15 protein-coding genes are annotated in these 16,388 nt (G+C 67.9%); 1 reads left to right on the forward strand and 14 read right to left on the reverse strand.

Annotated features, from left to right (window positions below; all coding sequences use genetic code 11):
• Together hisD and AC1DBE_RS14280 are read right to left on the reverse strand one after the other, a co-directional pair.
• Positions 1-1,214 (reverse strand): histidinol dehydrogenase (hisD, locus tag AC1DBE_RS14275; RefSeq protein WP_476970939.1); only part of this gene is annotated, 1,214 nt, incomplete at its 3' end.
• A gap of 67 nt (positions 1,215-1,281) precedes the next feature.
• Positions 1,282-1,836: a hypothetical protein gene (locus AC1DBE_RS14280; RefSeq protein ID WP_476878705.1), complete on the reverse strand. Its 555-nt coding sequence runs from the start codon at positions 1,834-1,836 to the stop codon at positions 1,282-1,284.
• Between the two features lie 203 nt (positions 1,837-2,039).
• Between AC1DBE_RS14280 and AC1DBE_RS14285 the strand changes: the two genes are divergently transcribed.
• On the forward strand, positions 2,040-2,498 hold the full coding sequence (locus tag AC1DBE_RS14285; protein ID WP_476878714.1) for a flavin reductase family protein: 459 nt from the start codon (positions 2,040-2,042) through the stop codon (positions 2,496-2,498).
• Between the two features lie 13 nt (positions 2,499-2,511).
• Here the strand turns inward: AC1DBE_RS14285 and dnaE are convergent, their stop codons facing one another.
• From dnaE to murG, 12 genes are all read right to left on the reverse strand, one after another.
• Positions 2,512-6,069, reverse strand: a complete 3,558-nt coding sequence (gene dnaE, locus AC1DBE_RS14290) for a DNA polymerase III subunit alpha (RefSeq protein ID WP_476970940.1) — start codon at positions 6,067-6,069, stop codon at positions 2,512-2,514.
• Positions 6,070-6,122: 53 nt separating this feature from the next.
• On the reverse strand, positions 6,123-7,076 hold the full coding sequence (locus AC1DBE_RS14295; RefSeq protein ID WP_476970941.1) for an RluA family pseudouridine synthase: 954 nt from the start codon (positions 7,074-7,076) through the stop codon (positions 6,123-6,125).
• Positions 7,069-7,692, reverse strand: coding sequence for a signal peptidase II (gene lspA, locus AC1DBE_RS14300; RefSeq protein ID WP_476970942.1), 624 nt, complete (start codon positions 7,690-7,692; stop codon positions 7,069-7,071). The genes AC1DBE_RS14295 and lspA overlap by 8 nt, the downstream gene beginning before the upstream one ends.
• Before the next feature lie 147 nt (positions 7,693-7,839).
• A complete protein-coding gene (locus AC1DBE_RS14305) occupies positions 7,840-8,526 on the reverse strand; it encodes a DivIVA domain-containing protein (protein ID WP_476880245.1) in 687 nt (228 codons plus the stop codon).
• A gap of 148 nt (positions 8,527-8,674) precedes the next feature.
• Positions 8,675-8,983, reverse strand: coding sequence for a YggT family protein (locus AC1DBE_RS14310; RefSeq protein ID WP_476880244.1), 309 nt, complete (start codon positions 8,981-8,983; stop codon positions 8,675-8,677).
• 148 nt (positions 8,984-9,131) lie between these two features.
• Entirely contained in the window at positions 9,132-9,662 is a 531-nt protein-coding gene (locus AC1DBE_RS14315; protein WP_476970943.1) for a cell division protein SepF, read from the reverse strand.
• A gap of 114 nt (positions 9,663-9,776) precedes the next feature.
• The gene (locus tag AC1DBE_RS14320; protein ID WP_476970944.1) at positions 9,777-10,514 is read right to left on the reverse strand and encodes a YggS family pyridoxal phosphate-dependent enzyme; all 738 of its coding nucleotides are present in this window, start codon (positions 10,512-10,514) and stop codon (positions 9,777-9,779) included.
• Positions 10,511-11,248, reverse strand: coding sequence for a purine nucleoside phosphorylase YfiH/LACC1 family protein (locus AC1DBE_RS14325; RefSeq protein WP_476970945.1), 738 nt, complete (start codon positions 11,246-11,248; stop codon positions 10,511-10,513). The genes AC1DBE_RS14320 and AC1DBE_RS14325 overlap by 4 nt, the downstream gene beginning before the upstream one ends.
• Positions 11,249-11,382: 134 nt before the next feature.
• The gene (gene ftsZ, locus AC1DBE_RS14330) at positions 11,383-12,597 is read right to left on the reverse strand and encodes a cell division protein FtsZ (RefSeq protein WP_476970946.1); all 1,215 of its coding nucleotides are present in this window, start codon (positions 12,595-12,597) and stop codon (positions 11,383-11,385) included.
• Positions 12,598-12,889: 292 nt separating this feature from the next.
• Positions 12,890-13,771 carry a cell division protein FtsQ/DivIB gene (locus AC1DBE_RS14335; protein ID WP_476970947.1) on the reverse strand — a complete coding sequence of 294 codons (882 nt, stop codon included), beginning with the start codon at positions 13,769-13,771 and terminating at the stop codon, positions 12,890-12,892.
• The gene (gene murC / locus AC1DBE_RS14340; protein ID WP_476880238.1) at positions 13,764-15,173 is read right to left on the reverse strand and encodes a UDP-N-acetylmuramate--L-alanine ligase; all 1,410 of its coding nucleotides are present in this window, start codon (positions 15,171-15,173) and stop codon (positions 13,764-13,766) included. The genes AC1DBE_RS14335 and murC overlap by 8 nt, the downstream gene beginning before the upstream one ends.
• A gap of 64 nt (positions 15,174-15,237) precedes the next feature.
• Complete coding sequence (gene murG / locus AC1DBE_RS14345) at positions 15,238-16,386, reverse strand: undecaprenyldiphospho-muramoylpentapeptide beta-N-acetylglucosaminyltransferase (protein ID WP_476970948.1); 1,149 nt, start codon at positions 16,384-16,386, stop codon at positions 15,238-15,240.
• Positions 16,387-16,388 lie beyond the last annotated feature (2 nt).

Genomic DNA, 16,388 nt, shown 5'->3' on the forward strand with positions numbered 1-16,388 from the left:
CCGCTGGTGGGCAGCACGTGGTTGGACCCCGCGCAGTAGTCGCCCAGGCTCACCGGACTGTAGTCACCCACGAAGATGGCGCCGGCGTTGCGGATCCGGGCCGCCACACCGGCGGCGTCGGCGGTCATGATTTCGAGGTGCTCGGCAGCGTAGGCGTCGCAGGCAGCGATCCCCTGCTCCAGGTCCTCAACCAGGACGACGCCGGATTGCGGTCCGGAGAGGGCCTGCCGGACCCTGGCGCTGTGCTTGGTGGCGGCGGCCTGGACCTCGAGCTCGTCCCGGACTGCGGCCGCGAGGGCCTCGGAGTCGGTGAACAGCACGGAGGCGGCCTGCGGATCGTGTTCGGCCTGGCTGATGAGGTCGGCCGCGACCAGCGACGGGCGTGCTGTGGCGTCGGCCAGGATGGCGATCTCGGTGGTGCCCGCCTCGGAGTCGATGCCCACGGCGCCCTTGACCAGCCGTTTGGCCGTGGCCACGAAGATGTTCCCGGGCCCGGTCACGACGTCGACCGGGTCGATGCCGGGCCCGTCCTCCGCTCCCCCGGGAATACCGTAGGCGAAGGCGGCGATGGCCTGGGCGCCGCCGATCGCATAGACCTCGTCGATGCCGAGCAGGCATGCGGCCGCCAGGATGGTGGGGTGCGGCAGCCCGCCAAAGTTCTTCTGTGGCGGCGAGGCCAGGGCGATGGATTCGACGCCGGCTGCCAGCGCCGGGACGACGTTCATGATGACCGAGGACGGGTAGACCGCCAGGCCGCCCGGGACGTAGAGGCCCACGCGGGCCACCGGAACCCAGTTCTGGCTCACCACGGCGCCCTCGCCGAGTTCTACGTCGGTGTCCGCCGGGCGCTGGGCGTCGGCGAAGCGCCGGGCCCGGCGGATGGACTCCTCAAGCGCGGCGCGCACGGCGGGATCAAGCCCGTCCAGGGCTGCCTTCAGCGCCTCCGCCGGGACCCGCGGATGGGACTGTTCCACGCCGTCGAACGCCAGCGCGAGCTCACTGAGCGCCGCGAAGCCCCGCGACCGGACCGCGGTGATGATGTCCTGGACCTTTTGCTCGGCGTCGGCCACGGTGCCGTGCTGCGCCCGCGGAACGGCGGCCCGCAGCCCCGCGAGGGAGAGCCGCTGGCCGCGCACGTCGACGGTGCGGAAGTCTAGGGTGGGGGCTGTGGGCGCGGCGGCGGAAGGGACGGTGCTGTCAGCAGATGGGGTCACTCGTCCATTTTACGCGCCGCTGCGTTGGCCTCCGGACGCTGCTACGCGGCGCAGGGCCGCCCGCGGTTCAGGCGTCCGGTCCCGGTCCGGGCTCGGACTTGGCAAAGACCGTGGAGAAGAAAATCGCGAGGGCGATGGCGGCTGGCCAAATGACCAGCATGGCGTAAGCCCGGAGCGAGAACGCGATGCTGGCGCTGGCCGAGGTGTCCTCGGCCGCGCCCCAGATGCTGCCCGCCAGAACCCCGGTCCCCCACGCCAGCAACGCGCCGGCGGCGCCGGCTGCGACGGCCAGGATCACCGTCGCAGTCCCCAGCCGGGCGGGCCGGTTGCCGGCGAGGAAGACCCCGGACAGGCAGCCTGCCAGCAGGAACAGCCCGGCGAGGACGAGGTCCCGGGGCAACCAGGCGGCGGGGTTGCTTCCCGCCCCCAGCGCCGGGTCCCGGGTGATGAGGTTCAGGCCCGTGGGTGCCAGCAGCCACCACAGCAGCCCGACCGGAACACCGGCCGCAGCGATCACGGCCAGCGCCCGCCACGGAACGCGGTGGAAGTCCGGGCCGGGCACAGCGGAGCCCGGGGCGCCGTCGTGGTGGTCAACGGGAACGTGCACCGCGGGTTGTGTCATGCAACAAACCTTAACAAAGGTTTCCGGGCCGCAGGACATTACACCGGCGCCCGATACGTGACGCCCGGATGACTAAATGGTGAAGGCCGAATACCGCGGGCCGCCCTGCCGGAATACGCTGGCAGTGAGTACCAGTCGCAAGCGCAGGGAGATGAACCACAGTGGCATCAGCCGAAGAAGCCTTTGAAGGAACTTTCAAGGAGATGTTCCGCCGGCACGCGGCGGGCGTCGCCATCATTACGGCGAACCTGGATGGCGTGCCCTACGGTTTCACTGCAACCTCGGTAGCCTCCCTGTCCGCCCGGCCGCCACGCTTCACCTTCAACATGGCCCGCACCTCCAGCTCCTGGCCCGCGGTGGCCAACTCCAGCTATATCGGCGTGCATATGCTGGGGCTGGAGAACCAGGAACTCGCCGACCGCTTCGCAAGGACCCGGAACCGCTTCGAGGGCGACCACTGGGAGCTCGGCCCGCACGGGGTCCCGGTCCTCAAGGACGTGTCCGGCTGGCTGATCGGCAAAATCCAGATGCGGCTGTCCTTTGAGAACAACGCCGTAGTAGTGGTCGAGGTGGTCGACGGCGCCATCGGCGGCGAGGGCGCCCCGCTGCTCTATCACGGGGGCAGCTACAGCCAGCCCGTGCCGCTCGATTACGAGATCTAGCCGGTAGGCGGGCCTAGCTGTCCAGGCAGGTCGGGCCGAGGAGAACCTTCAGGTCCCCGAACAGGGACGGGCTGGGGTTGACGCGCAGGTGCACGGGCAGGCCCATAACCTCCACGCGGGAGTCGCCGTGCAGGTGCAGCCGGACCTCCGACTTGCCGCGGTGGGTCCGCAGCACGTCACCGAGTTCGTTGACCACGGCCTCGGTGGCCTTGTGCGTCGGCATGGTGATGACCAGGGGCCCGTCGAGGCCCTCGCTGAGGTCCGGCACGGAGAGTTCCATGCAGTTGAGGGCGACGGCGCCGTCGTCGCGCCGCTGCAGCCGTCCCTTGACGACCACGATCAGGTCCTCGGCCAGGACGGAGGCGATCGGCCCGTAGACCTGCCCGAAGAACATCACCTCCACGGAACCGCCGAGGTCCTCGATCTCGGCGCGGGCGTAGGCGTTGCCACTGGCCTTGGCGATGCGCCGGCTCAGCGAGGTGATCATGCCCGCGATGGTAATGATGGCGCCGTCGTGCGGTCCGTCCTCGGCGATGATCGAGGTGATCGACTGGTCGGCATGCTGGCTGAGGAGGCCTTCGAGGCCCTGCAGCGGGTGGTCCGAGACGTAGAGGCCGAGCATGTCCCGTTCGAAGGAGAGTTTGTCCTTTTTCTCCCACTCGGGCAGCTCGGGAATCTCGATGCTCAGCGAGGACTCTGATTCGGTGTCGTCGATGCCCGCGAACAGGTCGAACTGCCCGATGGCCTCGTTGCGCTTGAGCGTGATCACCGAGTCGATGGCTTCTTCGTGGATCATGGCCAGGGCCCGGCGGTGGTGGCCCAGGGAGTCGAAAGCGCCGGCCTTGATCAGCGATTCGATGGTGCGCTTGTTGCAGACCACCGCCGGGACCTTCATCAGGTAATCCTTGAAGGAGGTGTACGCCCCTTCGCGTTCGCGCGCGGCCACCATGGCGTCGACGGCGTTGGCACCGACGTTGCGGATGGCACCCATGCCGAAGCGGATGTCGTTCCCGACCGGGGTGAAGTTGAGCGCCGATTCGTTGACGTCCGGCGGCAGCACCGTGATGCCCATCCGGCGGCACTCGTTGAGGTAAATGGCCGATTTGTCCTTGTCGTCCCCCACGGAGGTCAGCAGTGCGGCCATGTACTCCGGGGCGTAGTGCGCCTTCAGGTACGCGGTCCAGTAGGAGATCACACCGTAGGCCGCCGAGTGCGCCTTGTTGAAGGCGTAGTCGGAGAAGGGCAGCAGGATGTCCCACAGCGTCTTCACGGCGGCCATGGAGTAGCCGTTGTCCTGCATGCCCTGGGAGAAGCCGGCGAACTGCTTGTCCAGTTCCGACTTCTTCTTCTTGCCCATGGCGCGGCGCAGGATGTCGGCCTGGCCCAGGCTGTAGCCGGCGAGCTTCTGCGCCACGGCCATCACCTGCTCCTGGTACACGATCAGCCCGTAGGTGCCGCCGAGGATTTCGGCCAGCGGTTCCTTCAGCTCCGGGTGGATCGGGATGACCTCCTGGATGCCGTTCTTGCGCAGCGCATAGTCCGTGTGCGCGTTGGCGCCCATGGGTCCTGGCCGGTAGAGGGCCAGGACGGCGGAGATGTCTTCGAAGTTGTCAGGCTTCATGAGCTTCAGCAGTGACCGCATGGGGCCGCCGTCGAGCTGGAACACGCCCAGGGTGTCGCCTCGGGCCAGCAGCTCATAGGATGCGGCGTCGTCCAGCTCCAGGGATTCGAGGTCCAGCTCGATCCCGCGGTTCATGGTGATGTTTTCGAGGGCGTCGGAAATGATGGTCAGGTTCCGCAGGCCCAGGAAGTCCATCTTGATCAGGCCGAGGCCCTCGGACGTCGGGTAATCGAACTGCGTGATGACCTGGCCGTCCTGGAACCGGCGCATGATCGGGATGACGTCGATGATGGGGTCCGAGGACATGATCACACCGGCGGCGTGGACGCCCCACTGCCGCTTCAGGCCCTCGATGCCGAGCGCGGTCTCGAAGACCTTCGCGGCTTCGGGGTCCGTGGAGATCAGCTGCCGGAAGTCGCCGGCCTCGCCGTAGCGTTTGGCCTCCGGGTTCTGGATGTCCGCCAGGGGGATGTCCTTGGCCATCACGGCGGGCGGCAGCGCCTTGGTCAGCGTCTCGCCCATGCTGAAGGGATAGCCGAGCACACGGGAGGAGTCCTTGAGGGCCTGCTTGGTCTTGATGGTGCCGTAGGTGACGATCATGGCCACACGCTCGTCACCGTACTTGCGTGTCACGTAGTCGATGACCTCGGAACGGCGCCGGTCATCGAAGTCGACGTCGAAGTCAGGCATGGAGACGCGGTCCGGGTTCAGGAACCGCTCGAAGATCAGGCCGTGGTGCAGCGGGTCGAGGTCGGTGATGCGCATCGCGTACGCCACCATGGAGCCGGCACCGGAACCACGGCCGGGGCCCACGCGGATGCCGTTGTTCTTGGCCCAGTTGATGAAGTCGGCCACCACCAGGAAGTAGCCGGGGAAGCCCATGGATGTGATGACTTCCAGCTCATAGTCGGCCTGCTGGCGGACCTTGTCCGGAATGCCCTTCGGGTAGCGGTAGTGGAGTCCCTTGTCCACTTCCTTKACCAGCCATGACGTCTCGTCCTCACCCTCGGGGCAGGGGAAGCGCGGCATGTAGTTGGCGCCGGTGTTGAACGAGACTTCGCAGCGCTCGGCGATCAGCAGTGTGTTGTCGCAGGCGTCGGGGTGGTCGCGGAACAGCTCGCGCATCTCCTGCGGGGACTTCAGGTAGTAGCCGCTGCCGGAGAAGGCGAACCGTGAGCCGCCGTTGTCGTAGGTCGGTTCCAGCAGGGTGGACCCGGACTGGATGGCCAGCAGGGCCTCGTGCGCCTTGGCGTCGTGTTCGTGGGTGTAGTGAAGGTCGTTGGTGGCCACCAGGGGCAGGTTCAGTTCCTTGGCCAGCCGCAGCAGGTCGCCCGTGACGCGGCGCTCAATGTCCAGGCCGTGGTCCATGAGTTCGCAGAAGTAGTTCTCGGCCCCGAAGATGTCGCGGAACTCGGCTGCGGCCTCCACGGCCTCGCGGTACTGCCCCAGCCTGAGCCGTGTCTGGACTTCGCCGGACGGGCAGCCGGTGGTGGCGATCAGGCCCTCGGAGTACGTGTTGAGCAGTTCCCGGTCCAGGCGGGGCCATTTGCCGAACACCGAGTCCAGGGAGGCAATCGAGGAGGCCCGGAAGAGGTTCCGCATGCCGGCGTTGTTGTAGCTCAGCAGGGTCATGTGGGTGTAGGCGCCACCGCCGGAGATGTCGTCCTTGCGCTGGTTCTCTTCGCCCCAGCGCACCCGGGTCTTATCCGTGCGTGCGGTGCCGGGCGTGACGTAAGCCTCGACGCCGATGATCGGCTTGATGCCCTTGTCCGTGGCCCGTTTCCAGAAGTCGAACGCCCCGAAGAGGTACCCGTGGTCCGTGGTGGCCAGGGCGGGCATGCCCAGCCGTTCGGTCTCATCGAAGAGTTCCCCGAGGCGCGCCGCACCGTCCAACATGGAGTACTCGGTGTGGTTGTGGAGGTGGACGAACGAGTTGTTGCTGGAAGTCACCGACTCATTCTAGTGCCGGGTGCGGACACTTCCGTGCCCGGCACGGCGGCCGGTCACGCCTGGCCTGACTCCAGTACCTCGAGGGCGTACTTGAGGTCTTGCGGGTACTCGCTGGTCACCGTGACCCGCTCCCCCGTCCGGGGGTGGTCGAAGGACAGCTGCCGGGCGTGCAGCCACTGCCGGGTCAGGCCCAGGGTGGCGGCGAGCCGAGGGTCCGCCCCGTACGTCAGGTCGCCGGCGCAAGGGTGCCGGAGGGCGGAGAAGTGCACCCGGATCTGGTGGGTGCGGCCCGTTTCCAGGTGCACCTCCACCAGGGAGGCCTTGCCGAAAGCTTCGAGCACCTCATAGTGGGTCACCGAGTCGCGGCCGTCTTCAATCACCGCGAAGCGCCAGTCGTGGCCGGGGTGGCGTCCGATCGGGGCGTCGATAGTGCCGGCCAGCGGGTCCGGCAGGCCCTGGACGACGGCGTGGTACACCTTGTCCACGGTGCGCTCCTTGAAGGCCCGCTTGAGCGCCGTGTAGGCGTTCTCGGTTTTGGCGACCACCATAACGCCGGAGGTCCCGACGTCGAGCCGGTGGACGATGCCGGCACGTTCGGGCGAACCGGAGGTGGAGATCCGGTAGCCGGCGCCGGCGAGGCCGCCGACGACCGTCGGCCCCACCCAGCCCGGCGACGGGTGGGCAGCGACCCCAACGGGCTTGTCGACGACGACGAACTCGTCGTCATCGAGCAGGATTTTCAGGCCTTCCACAACTTCCTCCACGACTTCCAGGGGGTCCCGGCGCTCCGGGACGACGACGTCGAGCCCGACGCCGGCGCTCAGCTTCAGGGACTTGCCCACGGCCTTGCCATGGCTGCTGACATTGCCCTCCGCGATCAGCGCGGCGGCCTGCGACCGGGAGATGCCCATAAGTTTCGCCAGGCCTGCGTCCACCCGGGCCCCGGTAAGTTCTTCGGGCACGGTGAAGTGCCGGGCGGCGTTTTGCGCCGGCACTGCGTCAGACATTGTGGTCCCGGGCAGCCGGCGGGGCGGCTTTTTTGTCCTGGCCGCCGGTCACCCGTGAGCCGTCCAGGGTGATGCCGCGCAGCGTGAGCAGGCAGATGATCACGACGGCGGAGACAACCGCGGAGTCGGCGATGTTGAAGATCGCAAAGTTGGGCAGCTGGATGAAGTCCACCACGTGGCCCATCGCGAAGGAGGGCTCGCGGAACAGGCGGTCAGTCAGGTTGCCCAGCGCCCCGCCAAGCAGGAGGCCCAGCGCCAGGGCCCACCAGGCAGAGCCGAGCTTGCGCAGCTGGAGCAGGATCGCGACGGAGACCGCGGCCATGATGATGGTGAAGACCCAGGTGACGTTCTCGCCGATGGAGAACGCGGCGCCGGAGTTACGGATGTAGTACCAGTGCAGCAGCGGAGGAAGAACGGGGATCCGCTCCCCCTCGGTCATGGTTTCCGTGACCCAGAGCTTGGTCAGCTGGTCGAACGCGTAAGCGAACACCGCGAACCCGGCGAAAAGGGTGAGCAGCGTCGCCCGCCGCGGCCTGCGCGTCGGCAAGACTTCCACGGGAGCGGGCTGGGCGGCGTCCGCGGGCTGGGCGGCGTCTGGGGTTGGTGCGTCAGTCATAGTGCTTTCGTTCCGGTGCCGGTGGTGGCTGAGGCGTACCACCGGCGGGCGCTTCCCGCGAGGGAGGCCGGGAGGCGGCGGTTAATGCCAAAAGCCGGTGGCGGAGGAGTCCTCTGCCACCGGCTTTCAGAATACGGGTAAAACGTCCTAGTTGGCTTCGACCTCGGGGGCCGCCACCGAACCACGGGCGTCCAGGTCGCGCAGCTGGCCTTCGATGTAGGCCTTCAGGCGTGAGCGGTAGTCGCGCTCGAAGCCGCGGAGCTGCTCGACCTTGCGTTCCAGCACGGAGCGCTGCTGCTCGAGGGCACCAAGGATCTTGCGGGACTTTTCCTGCGCGTCGTTGACCAGGCTGCTGGCCTCGATCTGCGCTTCGGCGATGATCTTGTCGCGCTGCTGCTCGCCGTCGGAGACGTGCTTGTCGTGCATCTGCTGCGCCATGGCCAGCAGGCCTGCGGCGGACTCGGCGGACGCGGTGGCGGCGACGGGAGCCGGGGCTGCTGCCGGGGCGGGAGCCTTCTCGGCTTCCTTCTTCTTTGCGGCTTCAGCGGCTTCGGCGGCCTTTGCTTCGGCTTCTGCCTTGGCGCGGTCTTCCTTCTCGGCCTTGACGGGTGCAGGCACCTTCTCCACAACGGGAGCGCCAGCGGCGGAGCTGGCGGCCGTGCCGGAACCGGCTTCGGCGAGCTTCTTGCGGAGCTCGTCGTTCTCCTGGTTCAGGCGTCGCAGTTCGACGACGATCTCGTCCAGGAAGTCATCAACTTCGTCCTGGTCGTAGCCCTCGCGGAACTTGGTCGGCTGAAAGCGCTTGTTGACAACGTCTTCTGGCGTCAAAGCCATCTGGTCACCTCGTTGGTCTAGTTAGTCAGTAGGCCTTCCGGCCGTCAAAACTACGGTACCTAATATGGTCTGGTTCCTCTAATTCAACACCGCAGTGTCAAACCGGAGTTTTTATCTTTTTGGCCGGCGGTCGTGGTCCGCCGGCCGGTCATGTGGCGATCGGCTGCGCGTAGGTGAAGTACCTGGCGATTCCCATGGCCACGGACACGGCCAGGAAGAGCACCAGGAACGCCAGGTCCAGCGAGATTCCGCCGAGCCGCAGCGGCGGGAGGATCCGGCCGAGCAGTTTGAGGGGTTTGTCTGTGACGGAGTAGACAGTGTGGGCGGTGACGAGCGCTACACCGCGCGGACGCCAGCTCCGGGCGAACATCTGAACCCAGTCGAAGATCAGCCGGATGATCAGGGCCACGAAAAACAGCAGCAGCGCGATATAGATGAGTCCGAAAACAATTCCCATGAGTTAGCTCATATCTCCATGATCATTCCGGATACCGCAGTAGCCTGACTGTTTGCGCATCTATTCCACCACGTCTATTCCAACACGGATCCGTCAGCACGGATGCCAGGCAGGTTTCCCTGCCTGGCATCCGAACCGGAATCCCGGACTAGCTTTGGTTGAAGAAGGAGGCCGTCGTTTCGCTGGCCTTTTTGTCGTCGCCAATCACTTCGACGTACGACGGCGAGAGCAGGAACACCTTGTTGGTCACCCGTTCGATGCTGCCGCGCAGGCCGAATACCAGGCCCGCGGAGAAGTCGACCAGGCGCTTGGCGTCGGCTTCGCCCATGTCGGTGACATTCATGATGACGGGGATGCCGTCGCGGAAGCTCTCACCGATGAGCTTGGCATCGTTGTACGACCGGGGGTGGATCGTGGTGATCTGCCGGAGGCCGGTGGTTTCTTCGCGGCTCGCGGCCGCTCGCTTGATCGGTGTCACGGGTGCGCGGTATTCCTCTTCAGCGGCGTAGGGCTCGTCCCGGGGGGCTTCGCGGACGGGGGCCGGGGCGCGGCGCTCCTCGCGGTCGTGCTCCAATGAATCGTCCTCATCCTTGTGCAGTGTGTGATGCTCGGACTCGTAGTGTTCGTCGCCGTCAGCGAGCCCAAGATAGATCATTGTCTTGCGCAGAGCGCCAGCCATGGTCGACTCCTAATCGTGTCCGTGTGCGGGCCGCTTAGTGAACTGACAGTACTGGAGTCACTGACCTGAATCACTTCATTGGAATCCCCGCCATTACCTTCCAATACGTTGAACCTACCCCAACGCCGGGCGCGGACCGAGAATATCGGAGCCAATTCGAAGGTGTGTCGCTCCGAAACGGATGGCCGCCTCCAGATCCTGGCTCATCCCGGCGGAAATGCCCGTGGCCTGCGGATGGTCGGCGCGGAGCCTGGCGGAGATCCCCGCGAGTTTTTCGAATGCGGCGTCCGGGGCGGCGCCCAGCGGCGCGACGGCCATCACGCCGGCCAGCCGCAGCCCGGCGGCCGAGGCCACCAGTCCGGCCAGCGCCGGGACGTCCGCAGGCAGCGCCCCGCCGCGGTGGCCGTCGGCGGCGTCGTCGAGGCTGACCTGGATGTAGCAGTCGAGGTTGGCGCGGCCGGTGCGGTCCTGCTCGGCGAGCACGGCCTTATCCAGCGCGGTGACCAGCTGGGCGCGGTCTACGGAGTGCACGGCGTGGGCGTACTTCACGACGGACTTAGCCTTGTTGCTCTGCAGCTGGCCGATGAAGTGCCAGCGCAGCGGCAACTCGTGCAGGCGGGCGGCTTTCCCGGCGGCTTCCTGGTCGCGGTTTTCCCCCACGTCGGTAACGCCGAGCGCCGCCAGCCGGGCGACGTCGTCGGCCGGGTGGAACTTGGTGACAACAATCAGTTGGGGCGCAGGGCCCGGCCGCCCGGCGCCGGCTACCGCCGCGTCGATCCTCTGCCTGACAGCCTCAAGCTTTCCGCGCAGCTCGGCGAGCCGCGGGTCGCCGTTCGCGGCGGGCGCGGTCACGTCGTTGCTCCCGTTGCCGCGGGCGCCGTCCAGACCAGCCCGGCGAACCGGCCCGTCTGGTTGTTGCGACGGTAGGAGTACAGGTCCGCGTCCTCCAGCGTGCAGCCGCCGGAGTATTCGACGCTCACTCCCGCTGCCTCCAGCTGGCTGCGCACCCCTGCGGGCAGGTCCAGGCCGGGCGTGCCCTGGGAGGTGGTGCACCAGGCTTCCGGGACAACGGCCGCGACGTCAGCGCGCATCCCCTCCGGAACCTCGTAGCACTTGCCGCAGATGGACGGGCCGATCCAGGCGCTGATGCCCGTGGCTCCCAGCGCCTGCATCTGCGCCACCGCCGCGGGCACAACCCCGGCAGCCAGGCCGGGCCTGCCAGCATGGACAACACCGAGCACCGGGGCGCCGGCAGCGCCCTCCCCCGCGAGCACGATCGGTACGCAGTCCGCCACCATAACGGCCATTGGCTGGCCGGTGGAGACCATGGCGTCGGCGGTTGGCGCCGGACCCTTGCCGGACTCCGGTGCAGGCTGCCCGGCCGGCAGGACCGCCACCTCGCGGCCATGGACCTGGTTCATGTACTGGAAGGTGCGGGAGCCCAGGCCCGCGGCCTGCTCAAGTGCCCTGCGGCGCTGATGCACCGCCTCGGGGCCATCCCCGACATGGAGCGCCAGATTGCCTGCTCCCACGTCAGTGAACGCCACCCAGACGCCGGGCCGTACCTCCGCTTGCCATGAGAACACTTAGTGCACCATCCCTGTGGGAGGCGGAATCATCATAAAAGCCATACCAAACACCGTAACCCTAGAAAGCACCATGGCACTGCCGGAGGCAGTGCCATGGTGCTGATTGCTGCTTGCTGAATGCAGGCCCGGGACTACTTCAGGAAGTCGGGCACATCCAGGTCGTCCGAGTGGCGGCCGGAGAGGTCCGGCTCGACCACGGAAGGCAGGTCGACGTCGAACCCGGAGTCCGCCGGAACAGCGGAGGGCCGCTGCTGGCCCCAGTTGCTCAGTCCGGAGGCGCCGACGCCGGCATGCATGGGCTGCGCCGGTGCCGAAGCGGGGGCCTGGGCGGGTGCCGGGGCAGCTGCCACCGGACGCGCCGGAGCCGGCTGCGACTGGTCCATGGACGGCGACGTGGCCTTGACGTCGTCGAAGCCTGCGGCGATCACCGTTACGCGGGCCTCGTCACCGAGGGCGTCGTCGATCACGGCGCCGAAGATGATGTTGGCCTCCGGGTGTGCCACTTCCTGCACCAGGCGGGCGGCTTCGTTGATTTCGAACAGGCCGAGGTCCGAGCCACCTTGGATGGAGAGCAGGACGCCGTGGGCGCCATCGATGGACGCTTCGAGCAGCGGCGAGGCGATGGCCAGTTCCGCGGCTTTGACCGCGCGGTCTTCGCCGCGGGCCGAGCCGATGCCCATGAGGGCGGAACCTGCACCCTGCATCACGGACTTGACGTCGGCGAAGTCGAGGTTGATCAGGCCGGGGGTCGTGATCAGATCGGTGATGCCCTGAACGCCGGAGAGCAGGACCTGGTCGGCGGAGCGGAAGGCATCCAGTACCGATACGTTGCGGTCGCTGATGGACAGCAGCCGGTCGTTCGGGATGACGATCAGGGTGTCGACCTCGTCGCGCAGGGCGTCGATGCCGGCTTCGGCGGAGCCGGCGCGGCGGCGTCCCTCGAAGGTGAACGGGCGGGTGACGACGCCGATTGTCAGGGCGCCGAGGGAGCGCGCGATGCGGGCCACGACGGGCGCACCGCCGGTGCCGGTGCCACCGCCTTCGCCTGCGGTCACGAAAACCATGTCTGCGCCCCGGATGACCTCTTCGATTTCGTCGGCGTGGTCCTCGGCAGCCTGCCGGCCAACCTCAGGATTCGCACCGGCTCCCAGGCCACGGGTCAGCTCACGTCCGACGTCGAGCTTGACGTCGGCATCGCTCATCAGCAGCGCCTGCGCGTCGGTGTTGATGGCGATGAATTCGACGCCACGAAGACCGACCTCGATCATTCGGTTGACTGCGTTCACGCCACCGCCGCCGATGCCGACGACCTTGATGACGGCCAAGTAATTCTGCGGAGCTGCCACGTTACGTGTCCCTTGTTCGTGTTCTATTGCGAAAACTGATGGAGTTGGGCTTGAGACCTGAACCTTAACCTTCGAGTTGAAGGTTAGAGTTATGTCAAGTAACTCTTGTTGTGACGCTATTTCCTATGCCGAGGACATTCAATAACCGGCTCCGCGTGTCGCGGGAATACCCGGTAAATGCCGCTCTGTTTCTGTTGCCGTGCTTGTTTGCCGCCCTGCGGGGCGGACCGTGTTCCGGCCCGGCACCCTTTGCACTATCGCCCGTGCAGGGCCGAATGTAAGGAATCGCCGGCTACCGGGTTACCGGGTGCCTGGGCACGCTGACGTCATAGATCGCCACGGGGTTTTTCGGATCTGCCGGGACCTTGAGGAGTGCCGCCAGCACCCGTGCCTTCAGTTCCTTGTCCCCCGCATTGCCCCACACAATCGTCTGCCCGTCCACGAGCTTGAGCTCGACGGCGTCCGCGGACTTCGCCGAGGCGTCGGAGAGCCGGGCCAGGACATCCGGCGGCAGGGCCCCAAGGACGGCCGTGATGGCGTGGAAGAGATCCTTGGCCAAAGCGCCGCGGCCGGCGTCGATGACCGGAAGCTTCACCGTACCGGGGTCCTTGGTGGTGCTGAGCTGGATGCCGTCAACATCGACCAGCTGGTAGGCATCCCCCTTCTTGACCAGCGCCACGGGAACTCGCTCGGTAATCCGGACCTGGAGTGTTGACGGCGGCCGGGCCTGCGTGGTGACGGCCTTGACCTGCACGAGCGGCCGCAGCAGCGCGGTGACCTCGTCGTCGCTGATCTGTGTCAGGGGTTTCCCCTGCAGCGGCGCCAGGGCGGCCGTGACCTTTTGGGTGGTCAGCATCCGGTTGCCTTCGACAGTCACGGTGCGCACGGCGAGCCACGGCGAATACAGGGCCGCCGCCACGATGGCCGCGATTAGCACAGCCACCACGCCGACGGTGGTGAGCACAATCCGGCGCCGCCGCTTGGCCCTCGGTTCCGGGAACGCCAGCACATTGCCGCGCTGCGGTCCCGGAGTGTTCCCGCCACCGTTGCCGGTGGCCGCCACGTCCGGTCCTGCTTTCGAGGCGGAGATGACCTCATCGTGTCCCGTGTGGGGCCGTCCGGTGTCCGGTCCCCGCTGGCCTGAGGGGTAGCCGGGCCGCCGCGAACTAGTCACCCGGTGCCTCCGCCGTGAGGGCCTCGACAATACGCGGGCCATACGCGGTGACGTCGCCGGCGCCGGCTGTGAGGATGATGTCCCCCGGCGCTGCGGCGTTGACGACGGCGGAGACCGCATCCGTGCCGGCAACGAGCCGGCCGCCGGCGCTGAGGTGATCGGCGATCAGCTGGCTGGTCACTCCGGGAATGGGATCTTCGCGGGCGGGGTAGATGTCCAGGACCAGCGCGGTGTCGGCGGCATTGAGTGCTTCCGCGAATTCGTGCGCGAACTCCCTGGTCCGGGAGAACAGGTGGGGCTGGAAGAGCACGTGCACCCGGTGTTCGCCGGCCACGGAGCGTGCCGCGGCGAGGGCTGCCCGCACCTCGGTGGGATGGTGGGCGTAGTCGTCGTAGACACGGATGCCGCGCCCGCTGCCTTTGTATTCAAAGCGGCGCGAGGCGCCGGAGAAAGTAGCCAGCGCGCCGGCGGCGGCCGCCGGGGCGATGCCCAGCTCAAGCGCCACGGCGAAGGCGGCGGCGGCGTTCAGCGCGTTGTGTCGGCCAGGCACCTGGAGGTCGACGGCGAAGCTTCCGGCTGGTGTGGAGATCCGGACGTCGCCCGGGCCGCCGTCGTGCAGGAGCACGTCCGCATCCGGCGCGGTCCCGTAGAGGACCACGCGGGTGGTGCCCCGCTCCCGGGTGCGCAGCGCCAGGGCACGGGCGCCGGCGTCGTCGGCGCAGGCCACCAGCAGCCCGTCGGCGGGCAGCAGCTCCGTGAAGCGGTCAAAGGAGGCATAGACGGCCTCGGCGGTGCCGTAGTGGTCCAGGTGGTCCGGTTCGACGTTGGTGACCACGGCGATCTGCGGGCGGTAGTTGAGGAAGGAGCCGTCCGATTCGTCGGCCTCGGCGATGAACACCGGGGACGTGCCGGACGCGGCGTTGACGCCGAGCGCCGGGACGTTGGCGCCGATGGCGAAGGACGGATCCAGTCCGGCGCCCTGCAGGAGCACCGTGATCATCGAGGTCGTGGTCGATTTCCCGTGGGTGCCGGCCACTGTGACGGCCGTGTCCTGCGCCATCGTGGCGGCCAGCGCTTCCGAGCGGTGCAGCACCGGGAGCCCGGCGTCGCGGGCCGCGGCGAGTTCGGGGTTGTCCGGGCGGATGGCCGAGCCGGCGACCACCGTCTGCGCGTCGCCCAGGTGCGCCGCGTCGTAGCCGACGGCAATCCGCGCCCCGGCCGCGGCGAGTTCGCCCATCACCGGGAGGTCTTTGGCATCCGAGCCGCTGACCGGCACACCGCGGGCCACCATAATGCGGGCGACGGCGGACATGCCGACGCCGCCGATGCCGATGAAGTGCACGCGTCCCAGCGAGTCCTGGGTGTGCGCCGTCGGCGGGGTGCCGTTCTGGGCCTGGGTCATTGCTGTACCGCTTCCTGCCTGCTGTTCAGTGCTGCTTCGTGTTCAGTGGTGCTGGTGTTCGTGTTCAGTGTTCGTGTTCAGTGCCGGCCGTTCCCGGTGAGGTCCGGGGCGTGGAGCGGGCCGCGTCGAGGACCAGGTCCGCCATCCGCTTGTCGGCGTCCCGGACACCGAGCTTCTCTGCGGCCGCCGCCATTCCGGCGAGCCGGGCGCCGTCGCCCAGGAGCGKGATGACGTGCTCGCCGATCCACGTGACGTCGAAGCCGCTGTCCTCGACCAGGAGCGCGGCGCCGGCGTCCACCAGCCCGGCGGCGTTCAGCGCCTGCTCGCCGTTGCCGATCGGGAGCGGGACGAAGACGGCGGGAACGCCTACCGCGGCGACCTCGCAGACGGTGGCGGCGCCGGCGCGGGCCAGCAGCAGGTCCGCGGCCGCGTATACCAGTTCCATGCCGTCCACGTACTCGACCTGGCGGTAGCCGGGTGCGGCCAGCGGTCTGCCCTCGGCGTCGTGGACGGTCTTGCCGCGGCCGGTGATGTGCAGTGTCTGGATCCCGGCCTCGGCCAGGGCGGAGACAGACGCGGCGAGGGCGCGGTTAATGCTTTGCGCGCCGGATGACCCGCCGGTGACGATCAGTGTGGGCTTGTGCTGGTCCAGTCCGAGGGCGGTGCGTGCGGCCTCACGGGCGGCTGTGCGGTCCAGGCCGGAGATCTCCCGCCGCATCGGCATCCCGACGTGCCGTGCCCCGGGGATCTTGGTCGCAGCAAAGGCCACGGCCACGTGCCGGCTGAGCCGGGCGCCGACGCGGTTCGCGAGGCCTGCCCGGGTGTTCGCCTCGTGCACCACGATCGGGATGCGGCGGCGCCGGGCGGCCAGGTACATCGGGGTGCAGACGTAGCCGCCCACCCMGACCAGGACATCCGCGCGGGCGTCGTCGAGGATCACCCCGGCCTGCCGGACGGCACCGGCAAGTTTTCCGGGCAGTCGCAGCAGTTCCATCGATGGTTTACGTGGGAAGGGGACCCTGCTGATGGTGGCCAGTTCCAGCCCTTCGGCCGGCACAAGCCGGGCTTCCATCCCGCCGGGGGTGCCGACGGCCAGGAGCTGAGCCTCGGGCCGGACCTCCCGGATGGCTCCCGCGATGGCGAGCAGCGGGCTGATATGCCCGGCGGTACCGCCGCCGGCGAGGACGACTGACAGGGACGACTCGGTCTTCATGG

This window comes from Arthrobacter sp. 10T416, assembly GCF_056394165.1.